Below are 24,456 nucleotides of genomic sequence, written 5' to 3'. Positions count from 1 at the left end.
AACACTTCTGTCACAACCTCTTTCTTTATAGAAATAGAAGGATGCTACCAATCAATGAAAACGATTACTAGAGCGTATCATTTGCTTTAGACTATATATATTGGTGTACACTCACTTTAAGGCGGAAATAAAAATTATCCGTAATAACAGGTTTAGGTATAAAAAAGGAGCGGGTACTATGTACAAGGAATTAGAAAACAAAGTCGCAGTAGTAACTGGCGGATCAAAAGGGATTGGAACAGCGATTGCTCAACGATTCGGGAAAGAAAAAATGAATGTAGTCGTCAACTATAATTCGGATAAAGAAGGGGCAGAAAAAGCAGTCAAAGCAATCGAAGAGGCAGGCGGAAAAGCAGTCTCTGTACAAGCAGATGTCAGTTCTGAAGAAGGAATACAGCGTTTACTTGATACGGCTTTAGAAAATTTTGGGACACTGGACGTTTGGGTTAATAATGCTGGGATGGAAAATCAGCATCCAACCCATGAACTTAGCCTTGAAGATTGGGAAAGAGTATTAAAAGTCAATTTGACTGGCGTTTTTATCGGAACGAAAGCAGCTTTGAATTATTTTACAGAGAATGATAAAAAAGGAAATATCATCAATATGTCTTCTGTTCATGAACAAATCCCATGGCCAACATTTGCTCATTACGCTGCTTCAAAAGGCGGGGTAAAATTATTTACCGAAACGGTAGCAATGGAGTACGCACCGAAGGGAATCAGAATCAATAGTATAGGACCTGGCGCTATCCGTACACCTATTAATGCGGCAAAATTTGATGATCCTGAACAAAAAGAACTCTTGGAAAGTATGATCCCGCTAGGACGCGTAGGTGAACCAAAAGAAATAGCAGCGGCAGCTGCATGGTTGGCTTCAGACGAATCCAGTTATGTTACAGGTATTACACTATTTGCAGATGGTGGGATGACTTTATATCCTTCTTTCCAAGGTGGAAAAGGATAAGGGTGAATAAAAATGGGTTTATTGATTGCATTGATCCCGGCAGTTGGGTGGGGGATCCAGCCACTGATTTTGAAAAAGATTGGCGGCAGACCAACAAATGAGATATTAGGAACTGGGATTGGAGCGGTGCTCGTTGGCTTACTCGTTCAATTATTCGCTTCTCCAGCTGGTATTTCAGTGACTACATTTTTGATTAGTTTACTTTCTGGTGCATTTTGGGTTATTGGACAAACAGGACAGTATACATCTTTCAACTTGATTGGTGTTTCTAAAACGATGCCTATCTCGACTGCATTACAGTTAGTCGGAACCTCGTTGATTGGTGTCTTCGCTTTTGGAGAATGGTCTGGAAGTATGGGGAAAATCATTGGTGCAGCAGCGATCATTCTTCTTGTATTTGGTTCTGCTTTAACGGCAATCAGTGATGATCCTGGAAAAAAAGGCGGTATCACAAAAGGAATCAGTCTATTAGCATCAACAAGTATTGGTTATTGGGTTTACAGTGCATTGCCCAAACTAGTTGATGCAAGCGGACTTTCCATTTTCTTTCCGCAAATGATCGGTGTCTTTTTAGGGGCAGTTATTTATGTGATTTTCCGAAAACCAACTGCATTTTCTGAAGACAAGAGTTGGAAAGCAACAATAGTTGGAGCCATCTTCAGTGTGTCAGCGTTGGCTTATATTTTTTCAGCGAATGAAAATGGGGTTGCTACTGCATATATCATTACACAGCTAAACGTAGTTATCTCTACATTAGGCGGTATGTACATCCTGCATGAAAATAAGACACCAAAAGAAAAAAAATTAACGATTATCGGCTTGTTGCTGATCGTAGTAGGAAGTATGGTCACGGTCTTTATTTGAGGATAAAGAGAGCAAAAGATTATTTATAAAAAGTGCTAGAATTTCCAACACCATTGGAAATTCTAGCACGTTTAATCGTTTAAGATACAAGTGAAATATCTGTCTGCATCAATAATTTTCCATTGATCCATTGACTAAAGTTCGTTACATAATTAAAATTACCACCTATCAGTATCTCCGCATGATTATCTTTATAAAGGTCGTATTGTAAAAGACGGTCTTTTTTATTTGCATAAACATCGTTATGGTACTGGACTAATTGTTCTCGGAATTGATTGATCGCTGTAAAATCACGATACTGAAGGTTGAAACGCATCGTGATTGGTGCATCTAGCATGAATCGTTGCATGTCTTTTGCTGCTTCATCTGCTTGATCTCCGTAAAGAAATTCAAAAAGATTACGTTCAGAAAATTTCCATTGTCCGCCGACCTTTGTTCCTTTTAGTTTTCCTTCATGAAGATAATTTCTGATAGAACGTGTAGTAACACCTAATTGTTCGGCTAATTCATTTACTGAGTAAAAATCTTTCAATGTTCACCCTCCTATGTGAATGGTTCTATTGGTTTAGTTGTTAGTTGCTTTATCACGAGATGTAGAAAGAACGATCTCACTTAAAGTCATTGCAAAAAACGAATCAGAAAATTCTAACTTTTCTTTCTCTAAAGAAATTCATTCTCTTCTAAAGTGATATTATATTTAAATATACCTGAAAATAATGGATAGTATTATGAAAGATTGCTGATATTTTCTCGTATTTTTTCCTTATTCAAAAGATTTACAGGAAAATTGCTGAAAAAATAATTTTACTAAGTTGAAAATTCAAGGTCATTCGTATCAGTGTTTTTTTTCAGCACAAGAAAGACTCCTTATAAAAACAGCAGATACTTTGTCAATTAAGTGTTTAACCAGTGAGGATAAAAAGGATAGAACAAAGCCTGTACAAGGTAATGGATAGATACTTCGCCAGTACAGGTTTTGTTCATATGAAGCTTTATCGCCAAAATTTATCATGATCTTTCTTGTCTTCAATATTAAATGCAATCAATTGGTCAATCAGTTCCCAATTGATTGCGCTTTTCCAAGGAACTTTGATGACATTATCCGTATATATGTAGCCAATTTCTTGGATATTCTTTTCAAGGGCACGAATCGCTGCTTTTTCTGGTGCGATGGAAAAATGATTTTTAGCAAAACTGAATGCAATAATAAAGGTACCATGATCAGTAAAGATAGGCTGGTTCCATTTTACAGTTGTGTCCAGCTGGGGATATGTCTTCGCTATCTTAGAGAAAAGGTCATTGTTCTTTTGTTGATTTTCTTTTTCTTTTATTTGATCAATAATCAGTCGGAATTTTTCCATTCTAAAACGCCTCCATTAAGTGGTTTGATTTATTTTACCAGAAAAACAATGGTTATGTATAAAAATAAATTAGAAAACAAGCAATATTGTATCCGGTATATTTTGATGATAAGATGGCTCAAAGACCAAAATAGAAAAGAGGCATAAAAATGATTGACTTGGCAAAGAAATTCTCACACGCAAATATTTATTTTGAGTTGTATCATCATCGAGCTATTTATACAAATGAAGATGCTTTGGTGGTGAAGAAAGAGCAAGGATTTACAGGCACAGAGACCAAAAGCTTATTCTTAAAAGATAAAAAAGATAATAATTATGTATATCTGACTTTTACTGCGAAACAAACGGATTTCAAAGCATTAGGAAAGATCATCGGTAAAAGGCTTTCTATTGTTTCATCAGAACGGATGGAAGAACAAACGGGACAAAAACAGGGTGCTGTTTCTCCATTTGGTTACGAAGAACAGATACCGATTATTATTGACGAAGAACTATTTTCAAAAGAAAAACTTGTTTTTGCACCAGGGAGGCCAGATCAAACGATGGTCATCAAAACGGTTGACCTAAACAAAATCATTCAGCTACTTGAAATACCAATATTTTTGATGCCAGCAAATGAAAATAACAACTAATCAAACAAAATAGCGCGTACTAGGAGCTGAAGCAATATGATAAGATATCCGTTATTAGGTAGAAATACGACGATTGGGGTTACTGCACCATCATCGGGCGTACCAGAAGAACACCACCTGTTACTAGAAATGGCTTTAAAGAGTATGGAAGAAAAATCTTTTCATGTCGTTACTGGAAAGTCGCTGTGGACGCAAGATAAAGAAAAATCAGCTCCAGCAAGAGAACGAGCAGATGAATTCAATCAAATGATGCAAGATGAGAATATCCAAATGATCCTTCCGCCTTGGGGAGGAGAATTATTGATTGAGATCCTCGATTCTGTCGATTTCGATGCGCTACAGCCAAAATGGATAGTAGGTTATTCAGATATTAGTACGTTGCTACTCGCCGTCACATTAAAAACAGGGATAGCCACTGCACATGGGACCAACCTTATTGATTTAAGAGGAAATTATTCAGATCAAACGACAGCGATGTGGAAAAGTGTACTAGAAACAGGCAAAGGAGAATCAATCTTACAGCATTCTTCTGAAAAATATCAAAAAGAATGACATCATGAGCAACCGTCACCTTCAGTTTTCCATCTTACTGAACCAACAAATTGGCAATCAGTCAGCGGAGATGCAGTAAGGATAAAAGGTCGATTATTAGGTGGTTGTATAGATACGATCAGACATTTAATTGGTACACCTTATGGAGATGTCCAAACGTTTAAAAGAACGTATAATGATGGAAAGCCAATCTTGTGGTTTCTAGAAAACTGTGAGCTATCGTCCGTTGATTTACGAAGATCACTTATTCAGATGAAACTAGCAGGATGGTTCGAGGACAGCTCTGGTATCATGTTCGGCAGAAGTGCAGCAGAGGATCTGCTAGATTATCGAATGAAGGATGTATATGAAGATCTTTCAAAAGAATTGAACATACCAATCTTGTATGATATTGATTGCGGTCATGTACCGCCACAACTAACATTGATCAACGGTGCCTACGCAGAAGTAGCGGTAGAAGATGGAAAAGCGACTATTTTGCAAACGTTTATTTAATAAAATTTTTTCCTGCCTTGGAGTCTATCAAAGACCAATAAATCTAAATAGAAAAGAAAATGAAAGAAGCTGACAGTATTTTGTCAGCTTCTTTTCCTATGATCTATTAGAAAGTCTAATTATCTATAACTGTCACATCGATTAACTGTTTCACGTCATTGGGTTTGCCTGTAGGAATAGCAACCACAGATGCATGATCAATGATTTCTTGAGTTGTTTTTTTAATGAATGCTGGATCAGAGGCTTGATCTGCAGGTATTTGCCAATGTGAAGGAACTGGATAACTAGTGATCGTCCCGTCGTGGTTACTAGAATACACTAAAATTCCCTGGTAGCCGTATTTTCCAGTAAGCATAACTACGTCTTTTGGATAACCTACGCTCCCTGCATCATAGGGATCGATAGGTGTTCCTGCCGGATAATGAATAACATGTAGTTCAAAATCGCCTGATGCATCTTTAAAAGTATTCCCCTTGACAGCCAACCAAACGCGTGCGTACTCAATTTGCAGATCAGAATATCCTGCTAACGGATCTACTGACTGAGAAGACTGTGAGAAGGATGTGTCTGCTGTAGAAGAAGAAAGACTCGTGTCAACTGTACCACTAGATATAGAAGAAGGGTTAGACTCTGAAAGTTTGCTGGTGGTTGAAGATGTATTCGATTCAGAAGAAGCTGATTTCTGTGTACTTGTTTTTTCAGCTGAACTAGTTTGTCTGATGGAACTTTTGACTGCGGTCGCAGATGACTCACTGGTTTCTTTACTAGCAGATGTACATCCTACAAGGAATAAGGAGATCGACGCTAAAATAAACCCTAACTTTTTCATATAAAACACCTCGTCATTTTATTTAATACCAGTATAGCATAATTCTAAATTTCTCTGGTTAAAGGAGAAGCATAGAAAAAATTTATATACACTGATTAAGTCTGTTTTTTATTTATGTATTTAGGAAAATTTCCCATTATCTGCAACCTAAGAACTACTATTGAAATCAAGGTTCTTAAAATGTAATAGCTATTGTAACCGATTTCTTTTGTGCTTATACTAAATCTGCGACACAAGATGTGTATGGAAGGAGTTGACTTATTATGATAATGGGAAAGATTCAACGATTTGGCGGAGCTATGTTTACACCGGTTTTGCTCTTTTCTTTTTCGGGGATCATGGTAGCTTTATGTATTATCTTCAAAAACCCTATGTTAGTAGGGAGTATTGCTACAGAAGGAACAGCATGGTATTCGATCTGGTCAGTGGTTGAAAGTGGTGCTTGGACCGTATTCAAACAAATGGAGTTGTTGTTTGTTATTGGATTACCTATCGGATTGGCTAAAAAAGCAAGTGCTAGAGCAGTGATGGAAGCATTTGTAGTCTATATTACTTGTAATTATTTCATTTCTACCATGTTAGGCTTTTATAGCGGATTTTTTGGTGTTGATTTTTCTGCCGATCCGGGCGGTGCGAGTGGACTGAAAATGATTGCGGGTATCAAAACATTGGATACAGGAATTATAGGGGCAATCTTGATTTCAGCTGTTGTAGTGTATCTGCATAATCGATTCTTTGATAAAAAGCTGCCGGATTTTTTAGGGATCTACCAAGGGTCATCATTTGTTGTGATTATTAGTTTTTTCGTCATGTTGCCTATTGCATTTTTGATTTGCCTTATCTGGCCCAAGATCCAGTCGGCAATTAGTTCATTGCAAGGTTTCTTAGCGGGCGCTGGTATCTTTGGTGTCTGGCTTTACACTTTTTTAGAACGTATTTTGATTCCAACCGGTTTACATCATTTTATTTACGCACCGTTTGCGTTTGGTCCAGCAGTAGTAGAAGAAGGGATTGCGAGATACTGGATGACACATCTTCAGGAGTTTGCTCGCAGCGAACAGCCACTTAAGCAGCTTTTTCCAGAAGGCGGTTTTGCTTTGCACGGGAATTCAAAAATATTCGCTTCTCCAGGTATTGCCGCAGCGTTTTACTTCACTGCAAGACCTGAGAATAGGAAAAAGGTGCTGACGATCCTGATCCCCGCCACTTTGACAGCTGTTTTGGCAGGTATCACTGAGCCATTAGAGTTTACGTTTCTATTTATATCTCCACCATTATTTGCTGTTCATTCACTTTTGGCTGCTACAATGGCGGCAATGATGTATGGTTTTGGTGTGGTAGGGGATATTGGTGGTGGATTTATTGACTTGTTCGTGAAAGTCTGGATTCCATTATTTCAAAACCATAAAGGAATGATCTTTACCCAACTAGTGATTGGTCTAGCTTTTACAGGAATCTATTTTATTGTGTTCCGATACCTGATTCTCAAATTTGATATTGCCACTACGGGGAGAGAAGAGAATACCGACGCTATTAAATTATATACTAAAAAAGATTACAAAGAAAAACAGGAGAAAACTTCAAAAACAGAAATTGAAAATGTATATGAGAATCAAGCTGCTATTTATTTAGAAGGTTTTGGAGGGGCCGAAAATATTGAAAAAGTCACAAATTGTGCTACACGCTTGAGAATAACTGTAAAAAATAAAACGTTGGTTTTAGAAGATACGATTTTTAAAGAAGGTGGAGCACACGGTGTAGTGAGAAACGGCAATGCTTTTCAAGTAATAGTTGGTTTGGACGTGCCACAAGTACGTGAACAATTTGAACGTTTATTAGAAATAGAACAATAGTTTCACAAAAATCTTAACAGACAAATAGAAAGGGGAATGTTAATATGAAAAAATTTTCAATCACGATTGCCGGCGGAGGGAGTACATTTACTCCTGGAATTGTTTTGATGCTTTTGAAACATCTGGATAAATTTCCTATCCGGCAAATCAAATTTTATGACAATCTGGAGGAAAGACAAGCACGTATTGCTTCTGCGTGTGAGATTTTATTGAAGGAAAGAGCACCAGATATTTTGTTTACAGCCACTACTGATCCAGAAATAGCATTCACTGATGTTGATTTTGTTATGGCACATATTCGTGTTGGCTTATATGCGATGCGGGAAAAAGATGAAAAAATTCCGTTGAAGTATGGGGTAGTTGGTCAGGAAACTTGTGGACCTGGCGGAATTGCTTATGGGATGCGTTCAATTGGCGGTGTTTTAGAGTTGATAGATTATATGGAAAAATATTCACCAAATGCGTGGATGCTCAATTACTCTAATCCAGCGGCGATCGTGGCAGAAGCGACTCGAAAATTACGTCCTAAAGCAAAGATCATCAATATATGTGATATGCCGGTGGGAATTGAAGAGCGTATGGCTCAAGCTATCGGCTTAGCTTCACGCAAAGAAATGGTCGTACGCTACTATGGCTTGAATCATTTTGGTTGGTGGACGGATATCCGAGATACAGAAGGAAATGATTTGATGCCTAAAATTCAAGAATATGTTAGTCAGTTTGGTTACGCTCTACCATCGGAATCTCAAGAATCACAACAAACCGATGCAAGTTGGAAACATACATTTATGAAAGCAAAAGAAGTATATGACATTGACCCAACTACTCTTCCTAACACTTATTTGAAATATTACTTTTATCCGCAAGATGAAGTAGCGCACACCAACCCAGAGTTTACGCGTGCAAATGAAGTGATGGTTGGACGCGAAAAACAAGTATTTAATGAATGTGATCGTATCACTAATAGTGGTTCAGCAGAAAATACAATACTGGAAATCGATGAACATGCTAGCTATATCGTTGATTTAGCACGAGCAATCGCCTATAACACTCATGAAAGGATGTTGCTGATCGTACCTAATAACGGAGCTATCGAGAATTTTGATGAGTCGGCGATGGTAGAAATACCCTGTATAGTTGGCAGCAATGGACCAGAACCATTGATACAAGGAAAGATTCCACGCTTCCAAAAGGGATTGATGGAACAACAAGTAGCTGTCGAAAAATTAGTAGTCGAAGCTTGGGAAGAAAGGTCTTATCAGAAATTATGGCAAGCACTGACATTATCAAAGATTGTTCCAAACGCAAAAGTTGCAAAAGATCTATTGGATGATCTGGTGAGTGTAAACCAAGAATACTGGCCTGAATTGAAATAGCAGTATCCCAAATACATCGTGGTCCTCCTCTATTAAAAAATAGTTTCATGTTATTGCATATACTAATAATAGAGGAGGGATAGTATGGAACTAGAAAAATTGATTCATCAACATGCAGAAAAATTAAGCGAACTAGACCGAGGAATCTTGAACTTTATTTTATCGGATCCTAGCTTGATACAAAATTTGAAAATAACTGACTTAGCGGAGAGACTTTATGTCTCAAAATCTTCCATTATGAGAACAACTAAGAAATTGGGGTTTTCTGGTTATTCTGAGTTCAAATATTTTTTACGACATGTAAAAAATAAAGAAAATGGACTTAGAACACAAGAAGACATTTTTGAAAAACAACTGGAAGATATCCAGCAGACGCTTCATTATATGAAGGCTGTCAACTTAAAGCCAATCCTTCAATGCTTAGACCGAAGTAAGATGATCTATTGCTATGCAACGGGATTTTCACAAAAGAAAGTAATTGATGAGTTTTATAAAATGATGCTAGGTATAGGAAAGAGAGTAATGGTATTGCCAAATAAGACGGAGTTTGATATGGCCATGCCACTAATAACATTAGAAGATATGGTCATTATTGTTTCTTTGAGCGGTGAAACACATGAGGTCAAAGAAAATCTGACTGCCTTTGAATTACAGAAAATTCCAGTTTTGACCATTACTGCAGCTGGAGATAATTATTTCGCACGCCATAGTACTTATCATTTAAATTATTATTGTAATTGCTTTATCCTTGGAAAAGAAAATAAACCATTTCAATCATTGATCAGCTTGAGTTGCTTAGCAGATTATTTAGTTCGTGCTTATGGTGTATATACGCTGAGAGAGGGGAGCTAGATGAGAAGAGACAGGATAGAAGGACTCTGGAAACACATTTTACTTGGTTATTGGATAGCCGCAGCTTTCCTTTTTTATTTCTATGCTATATTAATGACGATCAGAATGAATGGAATGATACACGAAGCTTTTTTCCATAATCCATATATCGCTCTTGGGTCCTTATTTCCTTTTTTAATGTTATTTCAAGCAAGTATTCTTTATTTTTTAGAAAAAAGAACAATTGAAACCAGCTTGTTAAGAATATACCTACAATTTACGGTTGTCCAACAAGTTATAACAGGAAATTTAATAGGAGCTCTTTTAGCTTTTCTCTATGTAAGAAGTTTAAAAAAATGTGGGAAGAAGTCCACTATATACAGCAAAGTACTAGTTTTATCTAGCACAATTTTTATAGGAACCATTAGTCTGCTAGCAATATTTTTGCTTTTACGAATGAGTTAATAAGTTGGTTCTCCATTTTTAATTTAAAATAGAAAGATAAGAGAAAAAGTTTAACACGATATATAAATTTGTAAATTAATGGAATCTTCTATAGTGAACATAAATAGAGTGTATCTTCTTTGATAAATACCATAAAAAAGCGTGACAAGCAACCATTATTAGATTGCTTGTCATAACATTGATAAGAGTATCCAATTGAAGAGAATGATTAGGAGAAAGGGTCTCCGTACTTTTCATAGTAATCATAGTATCCAAGTTTGTATAGACGAATCGTTTTTTGTCTTATTTCTTCTGTTTCAAAATGGACTGCTTGAAGAATCAAATCTGTGAATTCTATAGGAGCTGTTCCATTCGCGGTAATCAAGTTATGATCTTTCACAGCTTGTTGTTCTATAAAATCTTCTTTATTTTGATAATTTTCCGATTCTAACCAAGGAAATTGCGCATTTCCGGTGTGTTTGTAACCTTGCAATAATCCGCTCTGTGCTAAATAATCAACTGCCCCACAAATAGCAGCTACTGGTACGCCTGTTTTTAAAAATTTATCGATTATTAAATGTAAATGGTGGTTTTCTATGTCCCATGAATTACCACCAATCATAATAAAGAGGTCAATTTTTTCAGGTATTTGTTCGATTAAATAATCGATGTTTGTTTTTAGCCCTCCAATGGAAGTAACCTCTGATTGGATAGAAGCAGTTTTATTTTGCCATCCCTCATTTTGGTTTAGTGTGCTAGTAATATAAGCACCTTCCCAATCGGCATAATCCTCTAATAGAAACGTAATCGCAGTTTTCATTTTCAAGCTCTCCTTTATTATCTATGACAAGGACAACAGTTCTTAATATATAGACATTCATTAAATTTGGATAGCGACAGAGGGAACAACAATTCTTAAGTTTTAGACAGAGTACATAGGCAGCCAACTTTATTTACTAGCATTATAACATTTTGCATACGTGGATGACAAAAGAACCAGTTGCCGCAGCGTTACTATCTATGAAGTAACCTTAAATTGAGTTAGAAAATCTACTATGGTTTCTATTCTGCGAATCTATTCGAATTAAAAAGACACTCTCGGAAAGTTTCTTCGAGTGATGGAAAAATTGAGTACCAAAAAGAGAAAAATTAACTGGTCTTCTAAGTAGAGGCTCTGACTAGCTTCTCTATTTATTTGAATACAATCTAAAAAGAAACTGGAAGGCAAAAAAGTGATTAAATTCGACTTTTTTGTAAAATTAGCACTGTTTTTTTATAGAACATAAGAATAGTAACGATTATGATTCCAAAACAACTTTTTGAGATACTACAAATTATTAACCTTGTTATTAATTTATAGTTATATCGTCTTCATAAGACCAATTTAAATTTTGGAGGATTCATAATGAAAAAGAAATATCTGGACTTAAAAATGTGGATTAGTGTAATAGCAGTAACTTTTGTTTTGTCCGTAGTAGGAACAAATGGGAGTATGATTATTTCAGCGAATGAGTTGATTCTGGATGAAACTCAGAATAGTGAAAGCAATTTTAGTTCTGAAGACTTGTCAGTTTATTACTCGGAAGAAAAAAAGAGTTCCGAACTAGCCCTTGAAAAAATCAAGGAAGAATATGGAGATGTTCAACCTAAATTTAACGACAACGGAGAAATATTATTAACACCTGAAGATGAATTAAGAATGGAACAAGCAATCAATCAGTATTTAGCAATGATTGGATTCAATCCAAGAATGCGAGGCGTAGGGAAAAATTGGTGGAACTCAACTGGTTTTGTGGCTAGTGTCATTGATGCAGGATTAATCGTTTTGGGTCTAGGTTTAGCAAATTCAAGTGTGAATACGGTAAAAGAAATTATTAGAAAAACAAGCGAAATATTGCTCGAGTAACTGAAAATGTGATTGTTGCGCAAATTGGAATTACCACTGTAAGAGGAAAAGCGCTCGCAGCTTTAGAAATCGCCTTAGCTTTAGCTGGTACTTCGGCTGGAGGTCTAATCGCAGAAGGCCTTGATCGAGTAGATGGAAGAAATGATAATTATCTTTGGGCATAGCGCTAGACAAGTTTAAAATTCAAATAGATGAGGAGTTATAAGTGACAATAGGAGAAAATTTGAATTTTTTAGGTAGAATACTGCTAGGAGTATTGAGTGTGTGCTGCTTTATCATTGGCACACGATTTCTCTTGAAAGTAAAAACAATTGTTCGTTTCAATTTAGGAAAAGAAATGTCAAAAACAGATTATATAAAGGTAGAAACATATTTAAAAAAGTACAAGCTATTTGTTTTTTGGGGCTTTGTGTTTCTTGCGATAAGTTTAATTTTGGTGTGTTTAAAAAAACTACCCTTCTTCTGAGAGTTCATTTGCAAGGTCTGCAGCTTCAAAATAAAGTTCTTCAGAAATCACATTCAATCCAATAATTCTCCTGACTTTTTTTATTGGTTAAAAAAATGGAAAAATCTCAAAATAAGCTAAGTAAATCATACAAAATTGACATCTTGTTCCTTTTGTATTACAATGTGATACAAAAGGGAGGCGATAATATGGCTATGATTACGGTTCGTGTGAGTGATGCCGAAAAAGAATGGCTTTCTTATATGGCGAAATTTTATGGGATTACTTTATCTGAGCTTCTAAAAACCTATTCGATGGAACAACTAGAAGATGAATACGATCGTCAAACGGCTGAAATTGCCCATAAACATTGGGTAGAAAGTGGAAAAACAACAGTATCTATGGAAGAAATCCTTCATGAATTTGGAGGGCTGGGATGACCTACCGTTTAGAATTCACGCCTGAAATTCAGAAACAACTTCGTAAAATGGACAAGCATCAAGCGATGCTGATCGTTCGATGGCTGTATCAACATATTGATGGTATTGACGATCCGAGAAAATTCGGAAAAGGATTGACCGCTAATCGTTCAGGACAATGGCGTTATCGAATTGGCAAATATCGTGTGTTGGTAGAGATAGAAGATAAACAATTGGTTGTTATCGCTATTCAAGTAGGACACCGAAGAAATATCTATGATTAAGATACTGTTTATTTTTACAAAAAAATAATAATTGGATTCTAGTTAAACCTCTTGAAGTGAGAGATTTAACTAGATTTTTTTATGAATAAAATAAGGACAAGATTGTTTAGGGGAATCATGAACGTAAAAAAATCATCCAAGAAGTCGATTCTTGGATTTTTTAGTGGATTTGTTCGTCAAATACGTTTAGTATGCGTATATGAGAGGTTGTAAGCAAAGCGTTGTGACCTGAGCACTTAAGGAGGAATCTGTGAAAATAGCTTTTCATATTTTTGCAGATTTTGAGATAATGCCGAAGGTCAGCTTTGTGAACACCGTTTATCGAGAGGTTGTGAAAGCCCCATGTAGCTCCGACGACAATAAGCAAGCATTTTTTGGAACTAGACTTCTTAGATCATAAACATGCGGCTTATTTCAAGGAGCTGGTGCTTGAACACCGTTTAAAGAAGGTCGAAAATCGGTACGACTTTTCGACGTAAGGAGAAAGAAATTCAATGATAGAAACAATAAATCCCGCAGAAAACAAGGTTTCTGCGTACATTCATATCCCATTTTGCGAGCATATCTGCTATTACTGTGACTTTAATAAAGTTTTTTTAGAAGGGCAACCGGTAGATGAGTATGTGGAAATGCTGCTGAATGAAATGAGATTAATGCTGGAAAGTCATCCAACAGCGAATTTGGAAACACTTTATGTAGGGGGCGGAACACCAACCTCTTTATCTGCTAAACAACTTGATCGATTGTTATCAGGAGCTAGAGAGATCTTGCCTTTCCAGGATGGTAAAGAGTTTACTGTAGAAGCGAATCCTGGCGATTTGACCCGTGAAAAGCTTCAAGTGATGAAAAACTATGGCGTCAATCGTTTATCCATGGGGGTTCAGACATTTGACAATCGCTTATTGAAAAAAATTGGACGTAAACACACCGCAGAAGATGTGTATCAAACGATGCAATTTTTAGAAGCAGAAAATTTTACCAATGTAAGCATCGATTTGATTTATGCATTACCGGGACAAACACTAGAAGGGTATCGGGATACTTTGGAAAAAGCTTTGGCTTTGGATCTGCCTCACTATTCTTTGTACTCATTGATCCTAGAAAACAAAACAATGTTCATGAACTGGGTACGACAAGGAAGACTCGAACTGCCTGATCAGGAAACGGAAACTAAAATGTTTGAAGAGACCATTGAAGCAATGGAAAAGCATGGACGTCACCAATATGAAATAAGTAACTTTGGGCTTTCCGGACACGAGTCGCAGCATAACTTGATGTATTGGAACAATGACCATTATTTTGGGTTTGGAGCAGGAGCTAGCGGTTATCTTGGAAATATTCGTTACCGCAACAAAGGACCAATCCAACACTATTTACGTCCATTACGAGTCAATGAACGCCCGGTATTGGAAGAAGAAAAATTGACACGAAAAAATCAAATAGAAGAAGAAATGTTCTTGGGGCTAAGAAAAAAAACTGGGATTGCTAAAAAACACTTCTATGATCGCTATCAACAAACGATTGAATCGGTGTACGGAGATGTGTTGATGAAGTTAGAGGAAGAAGGGTTACTTGTTAATGAAGAAGACCGTATTTATTTGACACCTAGAGGGACTTTTTTGGGAAACAATGTGTTTGAGCGTTTTTTGTTTGAAAAATAGTTTAAAGAATATTTGTTTTTTATCGGAATTTAAATAAAAAAAGTTCAAAAATATAATAAAGGACTATTGAAACGTTGATATAACTGAATTTATAGCAATTGCTCATAATTAGCACTCTGAACGATAGAGTGCTAAAAAATGAAGTCTTTCTCTTGACAGGAGAAGGGCTTCTTGCTATATTTATAAGTGGATTAGCACTTAGAATCTATGAGTGCTAATGAGAGGTGAGGAAGATGTTAACAAAGCGACAAAACGACATTTTACGTCTGATCATCCAACACTATACGAGTAGTGGCGTGCCCGTTGGTTCCAAAACATTGATGTCTGAGGGAGTCAAGGCCAGCTCAGCAACGATTCGCAATGATATGAAGGCATTAGAAGATGAAGGGTTGCTGTTGAAGACTCACTCTTCTTCTGGGCGGATTCCATCTGCTTTAGGCTATCGTTATTATGTGGATCATTTATTAAAACCTGCTCGCGTAGCAGAAGATGATCTGCTGCTGATACGTCAGTCTTTAGGTAGAGAATTTCATGAGATCAATGAGATCATTAAGCAATCTGCTGAGATCTTATCTGAGCTGACAAGTTATACGACTTTTTCGTTGGGACCTGAAATAAAAGACCGCCGACTAACTGGCTTTCGTATCGTACCCTTGAATAATCGACAGATCATTGCGATTGTCGTGACAGATATGGGAAATGTAGAAAGCCAAGTGTTCACTCTTCCCGAATACATGGGAAGTCAGGAACTAGAAAAAATGGTGCAAATTGTAAACGACCGTCTAGTCGGGGATCCTCTGATGACGGTGTACCATAAACTACGTACAGAGATTCCGATGATTCTTCATAAATATTTCCAGACGACAGAAGGGATGTCCCAGTTGTTTGACACCGTTCTTGGTCATGTATTTGAAGAAAAAGTTTATGTCAGTGGACAAATGAATCTCTTGGATTATGAGCCCCGTCAAGATCTTGATCAGTTTAAATCGATGTTTTCTTTTATGAAAGACTCCGATGGACTTACACAAATGATCACTCCGATGGATAGTAATATTCATATCAAGATCGGTGCTGAATTAGGTAATGATTTATTGCAGAATATGAGCATGATTCAAGCAAGTTACGAGATAGATGGTCATGGAAGAGGTACAATAGCCTTGTTGGGGCCGACTAGTATGCCTTATTCTCGGATGTTTGGTCTAGTGGATGTTTATCGAAGAGAACTAGCAGCTAAGCTTGCTGATTACTATCGATCACTTGACTTGTCAAACTCGTAATGTGAATAACGAAGCTATTTGCAGCTGATCGTTCTCTCTTTCTTAGTAAGAGCAATCAAACAGCTGACTGAATAATGAAAGGAAGACTGTATCGTGAAAGAAAATCAAGAAGAACTAGATAAAGAAATGACAGATGCTCAGCCAGAACCGGAAATCGATGTCGAAGCTGCAGAAGATTCAGGCATTTCAGAAGTTGAAGCGGAAGAATTCGAATCAGCAAAATTAAAAGCTGAATTAGAAGAAATGGAAGATAAATATTTGCGAGCTCGTGCGGAAATCGCAAATATGGCAAATCGAGGAAAAAATGAACGTGAGCAATTACAAAAATACCGTTCACAAGATTTAGCCAAAAAATTGCTTCCATCAATTGACAATCTGGAACGTGCATTAGCCACCGAAGTGTCAGATGATCAAGGAGCAAGCTTGAAAAAAGGCGTGGAAATGGTCTTGGAAAGTTTGCGTAATGCACTGGAAGAAGAAGGTATCGAGAAAATCCCTGCTAAAGGAGAATCCTTTGATCCTACTCTTCATCAAGCAGTACAAACTGTTCCAGCGACTGAAGATACACCAGCCGATACGATTGTAGAAGTACTACAAGAAGGCTATAAATTACATGATCGCGTGTTAAGACCAACTATGGTCATTGTTGCACAATAATTGTGCGGATATAAAACTTACACTTTCAATTAAAGAAGGAGACGTTAATTATGAGTAAAATTATCGGTATTGACTTAGGTACGACTAACTCTGCAGTAGCAGTACTAGAAGGAAACGAAGCAAAAATCATCGCTAACCCAGAAGGAAACCGTACAACACCTTCTGTTGTATCATTCAAAAATGGAGAAATCCAAGTAGGGGAAGTGGCAAAACGTCAAGCTGTGACAAACCCAAATACGATTTCATCAATCAAACGCCATATTGGTGAAGCTGGTTACAAAGTAGATGTAGAAGGCAAATCATATACACCTCAAGAAATCTCAGCAATGATTCTTCAATATATCAAAGGATTTGCAGAAGATTACTTAGGTGAAAAAGTCGAAAAAGCAGTTATTACTGTACCAGCTTACTTTAACGATGCACAACGTCAAGCAACAAAAGATGCTGGTAAAATCGCTGGTTTAGAAGTAGAACGTATCGTCAATGAACCAACTGCAGCTGCTCTTGCTTATGGTTTGGATAAAACAGATCGTGACGAAAAAATCTTAGTATTCGACCTTGGTGGTGGTACATTTGACGTATCAATCCTTGAATTAGGAGACGGTGTCTTTGATGTATTGTCAACAGCTGGTGACAACCATCTAGGTGGGGATGACTTTGATAACAAAATCATCGACTACATGGTAGCAGAATTCAAAAAAGAAAACAGCATTGACTTATCTCAAGATAAAATGGCGTTACAACGCTTGAAAGATGCTGCTGAAAAAGCGAAAAAAGATTTATCTGGCGTATCAAGCACACAAATCAGCTTACCATTTATCACAGCAGGAGAAGCTGGACCATTGCACTTGGAAATGACATTGACACGTGCAAAATTTGATGAATTAACAGCTGACTTAGTAGAACGTACGAAAGTACCAGTACGTCAAGCGCTAAAAGATGCAGGTCTATCACAATCAGAAATCGACGAAGTTATTTTAGTCGGTGGATCTACTCGTATCCCTGCAGTTGTAGAAGCAGTACGTAAAGAAACAGGAAAAGAACCAAACAAATCAGTTAACCCTGATGAAGTAGTTGCGATGGGTGCTGCTATCCAAGGTGGCGTGATCACTGGTGATGTGAAAGATGTTGTTTTACTTGACGTTACACCATTGTCATTAGGTATCGAAACAATGGGTGGTGTGTTCACTAAATTGATTGACCGCAATACAACGATTCCAACAAGTAAATCACAAGTATTCTCAACTGCGGCAGATAATCAACCAGCAGTAGATATCCATGTATTGCAAGGTGAACGTCCAATGGCTGCTGACAACAAAACTCTAGGAAGATTCCAATTGACAGATATTCCAGCAGCTCCTCGTGGTATCCCACAAATCGAAGTAACATTCGACATTGATAAAAACGGGATTGTAAATGTATCTGCGAAAGATCTAGGTACACAAAAAGAACAAAAAATCACGATCAAATCTTCTTCAGGTCTAACAGACGAAGAAATCGAACGTATGGTAAAAGATGCAGAGGCAAACGCTGAAGCAGATAAAGCTCGTAAAGAGGAAGTTGACCTACGTAATGATGTAGACGCATTGCTATTCTCTGTTGATAAAACATTGAAAGAATTAGAAGGCAAAGTGGACGAAGAAGAAGTGAAAAAAGCAGAAACAGCTCGCGATGAATTGAAAGCCGCTGTTGAAGCAAACAACATCGAAGAAATGAAAACTAAACGTGATGCATTGAACGAAATCGTTCAAAACTTGACTGTTAAACTATACGAACAAGCGGCACAACAACAAGCTCAAGAAAACCCAGAAGCAGCTCAAGGCGGAGCAGATGATGTCGTTGATGCTGATTTTGAAGAAGTCGATGGCGACGATAAATAATCAGTTCACTGAATTTCGAGAGAAGGCCAAAGTTGCTACTTTGGCTTTTTCTTTTGAAAAATAGTTTGAAGTATCGGTTTTTGTTTCAAACAAAATATGATATGATAACAAGCGACGTGAAAATGATGAGAACCAATAGGAGGAAAGCCTATGGCAACAAAACGTGATTATTATGAAGTCTTAGGGCTCTCAAAAGGAGCATCAGAAGATGAAATAAAGAAAGCTTATCGTAAGCTTTCAAAAAAATACCATCCTGATATCAATAAAGAACCTGATGCGGAAGAAAAATTCAAAGAAGTATCAGAAGCTTATGAAATTTTAAGTGATCCGCAAAAACGCGCTGCATACGACCAATACGGGCATGCAGGTACAGATCCAAATTACGGTGCCGGAGGAGCTGGTGGCGGATTTGGTGGATTCGGTGGCTTCTCTGGCGGCGGATTCGGTGGTTTTGAAGATATCTTCGACTCGTTCTTTGGAGGAGGCGGTCGTTCAGTCGATCCCAATGCGCCTCGTCAAGGAGCTGATTTGCAATATACGGTCGACTTATCTTTTGAAGAAGCAATTTTTGGCGTAGAGAAAGAAATCAAGTACAATCGAGAAGAGATCTGTCATACTTGTGGCGGAAATGGAGCAAAACCAGGTACGCAACCAACTACTTGTCATAAATGCCATGGTGCAGGTACGATCAATGTAGAACGCCAAACACCGCTTGGACGAGTGATGAGCCGTCAAACTTGTGATGTTTGTCATGGGACAGGAAAAGAAATCAAAGAACCTTGTCCAACATGCCATGGCTCAGGTCATGAGAAGAAAGCTCACTCAGTCAAAGTGAATGTACCAGCTGGGGTAGAAGAAGGACAACAAATGCGTTTAGCTGGTCAAGGAGAAGCCGGAGAAAACGGCGGCCCATTTGGTGATTTGTATGTGGTCTTCCGTGTAGAAGAAAGTGATATCTTTGACCGTGAAGGCTCTGAAATTTACTATGAATTGCCTTTAAGTTTTGTACAAGCAGCTTTGGGTGACGAAGTGCAAGTACCAACTGTCCATGGAGATGTGAAACTGAAGATTCCTGCTGGTACACAGACAGGTACGAACTTCCGCTTACGTGGAAAAGGTGCACCGAAGTTACGTGGTGGCGCAACAGGTGACCAACATGTCAAAGTAAAACTGATCACGCCGAAAAATCTAAATGAACAACAAAGAGAAGCGTTACGTGCATTCGCTGAAGCTGGCGGCATCAAAGTAGAAGAACAACAAGAAGATGGTTTCTTCGATAAATTCAAAGATGCTTTTGGCGGGAAAAAGCGGAAGTAGCTTTTCTAGTAAAAAACACAAGTGTCAAAAAGACTTACCAAAATTTTCTATTTCTAGAAAAAATTGGTAAGTCTTTTATTTTTTTATGTATTAACACTTAGTAATGCTAGTTTTCAATAGCGTTTATTAGGGGGAAAAAGGAATCTAGGAAATGAAATAAGGGGATGGCCATTACTTTCTATATTGATAAAAAGTTGAAAATGAGCCATTACTATATTTTGGTAAAATATAAATAAATAAAAAAGTCGATTGATTGAATTAGTTCATTTTGATTGAAAAAGTTAAAAAAGTATATGGTAGGAGTACATGGTAATGGTGGTTCTACATGGTACTAATCTATTCAGGAGTTTGTCTATGAAACTTATTGATTTTTCTAAACGATTTGGGCAAAAAATCTTATTTGATCATCTGTCATTCACATTTGATCAAAATAAAATCTATTATCTTTATGGGGATAATGGCATTGGCAAAACGACTTTATTTCGCTGCATTGTCGGTATTGATAGCTACTCGGGAACGATTGAAAAAACAGGTAGTTGTTTTTGTGTTTTTGACTCTACCCCGTTTTACTTGAATCTAACTGGATTAGATAATCTAATTTTACTGACAAAAAATCGGCAAATAAAAGAACTAATCTCTAAACAAAAAATCGATTTTTTACCCCTTTCATTTTTATCGTATGTGAAAGTTAAGAACTATTCTCTGGGAGAAAAAAAGATACTTTCGCTGCTATTGCTATTGTTGCTTGCGCCCCGAGTTGTTTTATTAGATGAAGTGTTGAATGGATTAGATCAAAAGAATCGAAAAGTGCTACTTTATTGCTTGGTTCAGCTGAAAAAAGAAGCTACTGTCATCTTAAGTGGTCATGAAGAATATTACTTGGAAATGGCTGATGAGTTATTAAATGTAAAAAACGGAAAAATAGAACCTATCACATCCGAGGATCTACGCAGCTTTTTTATTTCAACAAAAAGGAGGTAAAAATGCTTTTTGAATTTTATTATCAAAGACGTTCGAAAATATTTTACCTTTTTCTTTCAGTAATATTGTTGCTTTCTACTTTAATGTTCGTTTCTCAAATAATGCTCATTCAAAGTCATCTTCGTCATTTCCAATATTATGTAGAGGAAGCCTTGGCAAGGGGTGAAACGATCCAAGAAATACTTGAACAACCTTTTTCTATCAGTATGAACCAAAATACTGAAATAGTTGACAATCCGTTGAAATATCATTACGTTGCTTATCATTCCAGTTTTGCAGCTTTAAATGTCCAAAACGGGATCAATCAATTATTGTCTTCTTCGTTTTTTGTTCTCTTTCCTTTTTTTTCGGGGGTATACGGGATAGTAATAGCAAATGCAGATATCAAATACCATACAATGAAAATCAGGCGCTGTTTGGATTCTCAATGGCAAATCAATCGACATAAGATAGGAGCGGGGTTTCTTAGTTTGACTATTTTTATACTTGCTTCTCTCAGTTTATTTTTGATGTTGCAGTCTTTTTCAAGATTTTTTGTTCATGCTGACAAATCGACACAAATCGATGAAGCGTTAATTAGGCAAATATCTTATCTTGAGAAAGCGCCGCTTCAATTGAGTGTCCTATTGGGGTTTGCATTTCTTTCCTTTTTAGTTTGTTATTATTTTACAACAGTCGTAAAGAATTCTTTTATCAGCTTATGTCTCTTAGGAAGCTATTTTCTTTTTTTGCCACCACTAGGAAAATATGATCTCAAGAATATTTTGTTATATCTATATCCTAAAATATTTAATACAAATGCTTCAACTTTTAGGATCAATTCGGGTACGAGGGTTGAGTTTGGTATGTTCCATGTGTGCATTCTATGTGGAATGATTGTTCTATATGTATACTTGATGGAATTCGTGCAACAAAAATATAGTGTTATCACGGAAAAATAAAAAGGCTGAAACATAAGTCAAGTAAATAGGTCTCCAAGAGATAGGTGTATTTCTTTGTAACTTCATACATCAATCTTTTGGAGATACCTGTTTTCAGTGACTTTGTCTCAGTCTATAGGAGTAAATTTAAATATTTAATACTTTATTCAAGAAATCTTTTGTCCGTTCGTTTTGCGGATTTTCAAAGATCTGTTGAGGCGTTCCATCTTCTAAAAAGTTTCCGTCGTCAATGAACATGACGCGATTGGCCACTTCTTTAGCGAACCCCATTTCGTGCGTAACGATAACCATCGTCATACCTTGTTCTGCCAATTTTTTCATGACGTTCAAGACATCACCGACCATTTCAGGATCGAGTGCAGAAGTAGGCTCATCAAAAAGCATGATGTCAGGATTCATCGCTAGAGCACGAGCGATAGCTACACGTTGTTTTTGTCCACCAGAAAGCATTTCAGGATACATATCTTTTTTATCTTCTAGACCAACTGTCTGTAGCAATTTGATTGCTCTTTTCTCTGCTTCTTCTCTAGATTCTTTCTTCAGATCCATCGGTGCCAAAATGATGTTTTCCAAAATAGAAAGATGAGGGAACAGGTTAAAATGCTGGAATACCATTCCGATATGTTGTCTCACCAAGTTGATATCTGTGCTTTTATCCATCAAGTGGGCGCCGTCAATAATGATCTCACCGTCAGAAGGTTCTTCTAAGCGATTCAAGCAACGCAAGAATGTACTTTTTCCTGAACCTGAAGGGCCGATGATGCAGACGACATCTCCTTCGTTGATGGATACGTTGATGTCGTTTAATACTGTGTTATCGCCGTATTTTTTGACTAGATGCTCAACTAAGATTTTTTCTGCCATCTTACTTCACCTTCTTTTCTAAAACTTTCGCTAATTTTGTCAATGCTGTAATCAAAATCAAGTACATGATCGCGATGATCAAATAAACATACGTACTTTGTGTCGTACGTGCAACGATAATCTTACCAGTTTGTAGCAATTCGACTACACCGATTGCGGAAATGATCGTTGTATCTTTCAATGAGATAACGAACTGATTCACGAATGATGGAATCATGATGCGTATCGCTTGTGGTAAAATGATTTTTTGCATCGTCCGATTATAAGAAAGACCCAAACTTCTAGAAGCTTCCATTTGTCCGACAGGAACGGCATTGATTCCGCCTCGAACAATCTCTGCGATATAAGCACTTGCGTTAAGAGTCAAGGTGATAACACCAGCGATGAAGTCGGGGATCGTAAATCCAACGATACCAGGCAATCCAAAGAAAATAAAGAATGCAAGAACCATCATCGGAATCCCACGGATGATATCGACATAAATGCTAGCTACCATGCGAAGCGCGCGTATTGGTGCTACACTGAATAATCCAAAAATCACACCGATTACTATAGCCAAAGCAAAGGAGATCAAAGTCAAGAGAATCGTTCGCCAAAGTCCTTTTAACAATGCTTGATAGTTGTTTTGGATAAGTCCAAGAAATGTCGATTCATCAGCTGTGGAAGAATCACTAGAAGATTCTGAACCATCTGCTACATATTCTTTGATGATCTTATCGTACTCGCCTGTTCTTTTTAATTCTTTCAATCCTTCATTGAACATATTAAGAAGTTCAGGGTTTTGCCCTTTTTTGACGGCAAATGCATACTTTCCGCCAGATTCTTTTTCAATCGGTGTTTCCAATTCTTGTCCTTGTTTGATCGCATAACCAATTACTGGATAATCATCCATCATGGCATCGATTGCGCCAACTTTCAACCCGTCATACAATTGATCAGCAGCATCAAAATATTTGATAGAATAGCCGTATTCAGATTCATGATCGCTTAAAAATTCTGCACTTTCGGTTCCAACTTTTGCTCCGACTGTTTTTCCTTTCAAATCTTCATAAGACCTGATCGAAGTGTCGCCTTTTTTGACAGCTAATTGAATTCCGCTGTCAAAGTAAGAATCAGAAAAATCGTAGCTTTTCTTTCTTTCGTCCGTTACCGTCATTCCGGCAATCATCCCGTCTGCTTGTCCTGATTCTAAAGCTTGCAAAGCGGCGGAGAATCCACGATAGTCCATTCGGATGTTGAATCCTTGCAGTTTGGCGATGCTTTCCATCAATTTTACATCGATGCCCTCGTACTCACCGTTTGCGTTTTGAAATTCAAATGGAGCAAAAGCAGAGTCGCTGGCAATTACATATACGTCTTTTTTGGGCTCTATTTTTTGTATTGTCTCGCTTGTGCTTGGCTCTGCCGTTGTAGTGTTGTCAGCTTGTGCAACATGACCAAACGCAAGTGTCACAAGTCCTGTCATTAAGAAAACAAATGAGTGAAATAAATGCTTTCTTTTCATAATCAACCTCCTAAATTTCCAATATTTTATTATTATAGGCGAAAAGTGCTGAATCAGACAAGACTGTAAGCTTGAAAAAATGAAAAAAATGCGAGTTTCTAACATTTGATGTCAGGAAA

At 37.2% G+C, this 24,456-nt stretch carries 24 protein-coding genes and 2 pseudogenes; 20 read left to right on the top strand and 6 right to left on the bottom strand.

The annotated features are described in order from the left end of the window. Positions 1–178: 178 nt before the first annotated feature. Entirely contained in the window at positions 179–964 is a 786-nt protein-coding gene (locus ESP02_RS06805) for a glucose-1-dehydrogenase (protein ID WP_025478329.1), read from the top strand. Positions 965–976: 12 nt separating this feature from the next. Next, complete coding sequence (locus ESP02_RS06800) at positions 977–1,828, top strand: GRP family sugar transporter (RefSeq protein WP_002288523.1); 852 nt, start codon at positions 977–979, stop codon at positions 1,826–1,828. 79 nt (positions 1,829–1,907) lie between these two features. Here ESP02_RS06800 and ESP02_RS06795 read toward each other — a convergent pair whose 3' ends face one another. Both ESP02_RS06795 and ESP02_RS06790 read right to left on the bottom strand, forming a co-directional pair. After that, entirely contained in the window at positions 1,908–2,360 is a 453-nt protein-coding gene (locus ESP02_RS06795) for a helix-turn-helix domain-containing protein (RefSeq protein WP_002329339.1), read from the bottom strand. A gap of 460 nt (positions 2,361–2,820) precedes the next feature. Next, positions 2,821–3,189: an iron chaperone gene (locus tag ESP02_RS06790; protein WP_002400323.1), complete on the bottom strand. Its 369-nt coding sequence runs from the start codon at positions 3,187–3,189 to the stop codon at positions 2,821–2,823. Positions 3,190–3,338: 149 nt separating this feature from the next. Here ESP02_RS06790 and ESP02_RS06785 point away from each other — a divergent pair, with 149 nt between their 5' ends. Both ESP02_RS06785 and ESP02_RS06780 read left to right on the top strand, forming a co-directional pair. Then, the gene (locus ESP02_RS06785) at positions 3,339–3,821 is read left to right on the top strand and encodes a YbaK/EbsC family protein (RefSeq protein WP_002400319.1); all 483 of its coding nucleotides are present in this window, start codon (positions 3,339–3,341) and stop codon (positions 3,819–3,821) included. 36 nt (positions 3,822–3,857) lie between these two features. Next, positions 3,858–4,868, top strand: a pseudogene (locus ESP02_RS06780) (S66 peptidase family protein). Positions 4,869–4,983: 115 nt separating this feature from the next. On the opposite strand, the gene ESP02_RS06775 reads toward ESP02_RS06780, so the two are convergent. Then, positions 4,984–5,697 (bottom strand): hypothetical protein, encoded by a 714-nt coding sequence (locus ESP02_RS06775; protein ID WP_025478327.1) that lies wholly within the window; start codon positions 5,695–5,697, stop codon positions 4,984–4,986. Between the two features lie 263 nt (positions 5,698–5,960). Here ESP02_RS06775 and ESP02_RS06770 point away from each other — a divergent pair, with 263 nt between their 5' ends. From ESP02_RS06770 to ESP02_RS06755, 4 genes are all read left to right on the top strand, one after another. Then, positions 5,961–7,550: an alpha-glucoside-specific PTS transporter subunit IIBC gene (locus ESP02_RS06770; protein WP_146926020.1), complete on the top strand. Its 1,590-nt coding sequence runs from the start codon at positions 5,961–5,963 to the stop codon at positions 7,548–7,550. A gap of 44 nt (positions 7,551–7,594) precedes the next feature. After that, the gene (locus tag ESP02_RS06765) at positions 7,595–8,926 is read left to right on the top strand and encodes a 6-phospho-alpha-glucosidase (RefSeq protein ID WP_002400310.1); all 1,332 of its coding nucleotides are present in this window, start codon (positions 7,595–7,597) and stop codon (positions 8,924–8,926) included. Between the two features lie 84 nt (positions 8,927–9,010). Next, positions 9,011–9,778 carry a MurR/RpiR family transcriptional regulator gene (locus ESP02_RS06760; RefSeq protein WP_002400309.1) on the top strand — a complete coding sequence of 256 codons (768 nt, stop codon included), beginning with the start codon at positions 9,011–9,013 and terminating at the stop codon, positions 9,776–9,778. After that, positions 9,779–10,222 (top strand): hypothetical protein, encoded by a 444-nt coding sequence (locus tag ESP02_RS06755; protein WP_002400306.1) that lies wholly within the window; start codon positions 9,779–9,781, stop codon positions 10,220–10,222. Positions 10,223–10,430: 208 nt separating this feature from the next. Here ESP02_RS06755 and ESP02_RS06750 read toward each other — a convergent pair whose 3' ends face one another. Next, positions 10,431–11,021, bottom strand: coding sequence for a type 1 glutamine amidotransferase family protein (locus ESP02_RS06750; protein ID WP_002400305.1), 591 nt, complete (start codon positions 11,019–11,021; stop codon positions 10,431–10,433). 585 nt (positions 11,022–11,606) lie between these two features. Between ESP02_RS06750 and ESP02_RS13485 the strand changes: the two genes are divergently transcribed. From ESP02_RS13485 to ESP02_RS06685, 12 genes and pseudogenes are all read left to right on the top strand, one after another. Further along, a complete protein-coding gene (locus tag ESP02_RS13485) occupies positions 11,607–12,107 on the top strand; it encodes a hypothetical protein (RefSeq protein ID WP_002400304.1) in 501 nt (166 codons plus the stop codon). An 8-nt stretch (positions 12,108–12,115) separates the two neighbouring features. After that, positions 12,116–12,271 carry a hypothetical protein gene (locus ESP02_RS13315; protein ID WP_002400302.1) on the top strand — a complete coding sequence of 52 codons (156 nt, stop codon included), beginning with the start codon at positions 12,116–12,118 and terminating at the stop codon, positions 12,269–12,271. 490 nt (positions 12,272–12,761) lie between these two features. Further along, the gene (gene relB / locus ESP02_RS06730) at positions 12,762–12,992 is read left to right on the top strand and encodes a type II toxin-antitoxin system RelB family antitoxin (protein WP_025478324.1); all 231 of its coding nucleotides are present in this window, start codon (positions 12,762–12,764) and stop codon (positions 12,990–12,992) included. Continuing rightward, a complete protein-coding gene (locus ESP02_RS06725) occupies positions 12,989–13,255 on the top strand; it encodes a type II toxin-antitoxin system RelE/ParE family toxin (RefSeq protein WP_002400299.1) in 267 nt (88 codons plus the stop codon). The genes relB and ESP02_RS06725 overlap by 4 nt, the downstream gene beginning before the upstream one ends. 250 nt (positions 13,256–13,505) lie before the next feature. Then, positions 13,506–13,734 (top strand): annotated as a pseudogene (locus ESP02_RS06720) (hypothetical protein). Between the two features lie 15 nt (positions 13,735–13,749). After that, a complete protein-coding gene (gene hemW / locus ESP02_RS06715; protein WP_002314829.1) occupies positions 13,750–14,916 on the top strand; it encodes a radical SAM family heme chaperone HemW in 1,167 nt (388 codons plus the stop codon). Between the two features lie 233 nt (positions 14,917–15,149). Continuing rightward, complete coding sequence (gene hrcA, locus ESP02_RS06710) at positions 15,150–16,193, top strand: heat-inducible transcriptional repressor HrcA (RefSeq protein WP_002294449.1); 1,044 nt, start codon at positions 15,150–15,152, stop codon at positions 16,191–16,193. A 93-nt stretch (positions 16,194–16,286) separates the two neighbouring features. After that, on the top strand, positions 16,287–16,850 hold the full coding sequence (grpE, locus tag ESP02_RS06705; RefSeq protein ID WP_002400298.1) for a nucleotide exchange factor GrpE: 564 nt from the start codon (positions 16,287–16,289) through the stop codon (positions 16,848–16,850). 50 nt (positions 16,851–16,900) lie between these two features. Continuing rightward, entirely contained in the window at positions 16,901–18,730 is a 1,830-nt protein-coding gene (dnaK, locus tag ESP02_RS06700; RefSeq protein ID WP_002400297.1) for a molecular chaperone DnaK, read from the top strand. Between the two features lie 150 nt (positions 18,731–18,880). Continuing rightward, positions 18,881–20,047, top strand: coding sequence for a molecular chaperone DnaJ (gene dnaJ, locus ESP02_RS06695; protein ID WP_002289374.1), 1,167 nt, complete (start codon positions 18,881–18,883; stop codon positions 20,045–20,047). A gap of 354 nt (positions 20,048–20,401) precedes the next feature. Next, positions 20,402–21,028 (top strand): ATP-binding cassette domain-containing protein, encoded by a 627-nt coding sequence (locus ESP02_RS06690; RefSeq protein WP_002320123.1) that lies wholly within the window; start codon positions 20,402–20,404, stop codon positions 21,026–21,028. 2 nt (positions 21,029–21,030) lie between these two features. After that, entirely contained in the window at positions 21,031–21,969 is a 939-nt protein-coding gene (locus tag ESP02_RS06685) for a hypothetical protein (protein WP_038398742.1), read from the top strand. 126 nt (positions 21,970–22,095) lie between these two features. Here the strand turns inward: ESP02_RS06685 and ESP02_RS06680 are convergent, their stop codons facing one another. Together ESP02_RS06680 and ESP02_RS06675 are read right to left on the bottom strand one after the other, a co-directional pair. Next, on the bottom strand, positions 22,096–22,833 hold the full coding sequence (locus ESP02_RS06680; RefSeq protein ID WP_002400295.1) for an amino acid ABC transporter ATP-binding protein: 738 nt from the start codon (positions 22,831–22,833) through the stop codon (positions 22,096–22,098). A gap of 1 nt (position 22,834) precedes the next feature. Continuing rightward, entirely contained in the window at positions 22,835–24,337 is a 1,503-nt protein-coding gene (locus ESP02_RS06675; RefSeq protein ID WP_025478321.1) for an amino acid ABC transporter substrate-binding protein/permease, read from the bottom strand. Positions 24,338–24,456 lie beyond the last annotated feature (119 nt).

This window comes from Enterococcus sp. NBRC 3427, assembly GCF_007996925.1.
GTDB lineage: Bacteria > Bacillota > Bacilli > Lactobacillales > Enterococcaceae > Enterococcus_B > Enterococcus_B lactis.
Note: the sequence above shows the minus strand (reverse complement) of the source record. Positions and strands in the feature narration are given on the sequence as shown.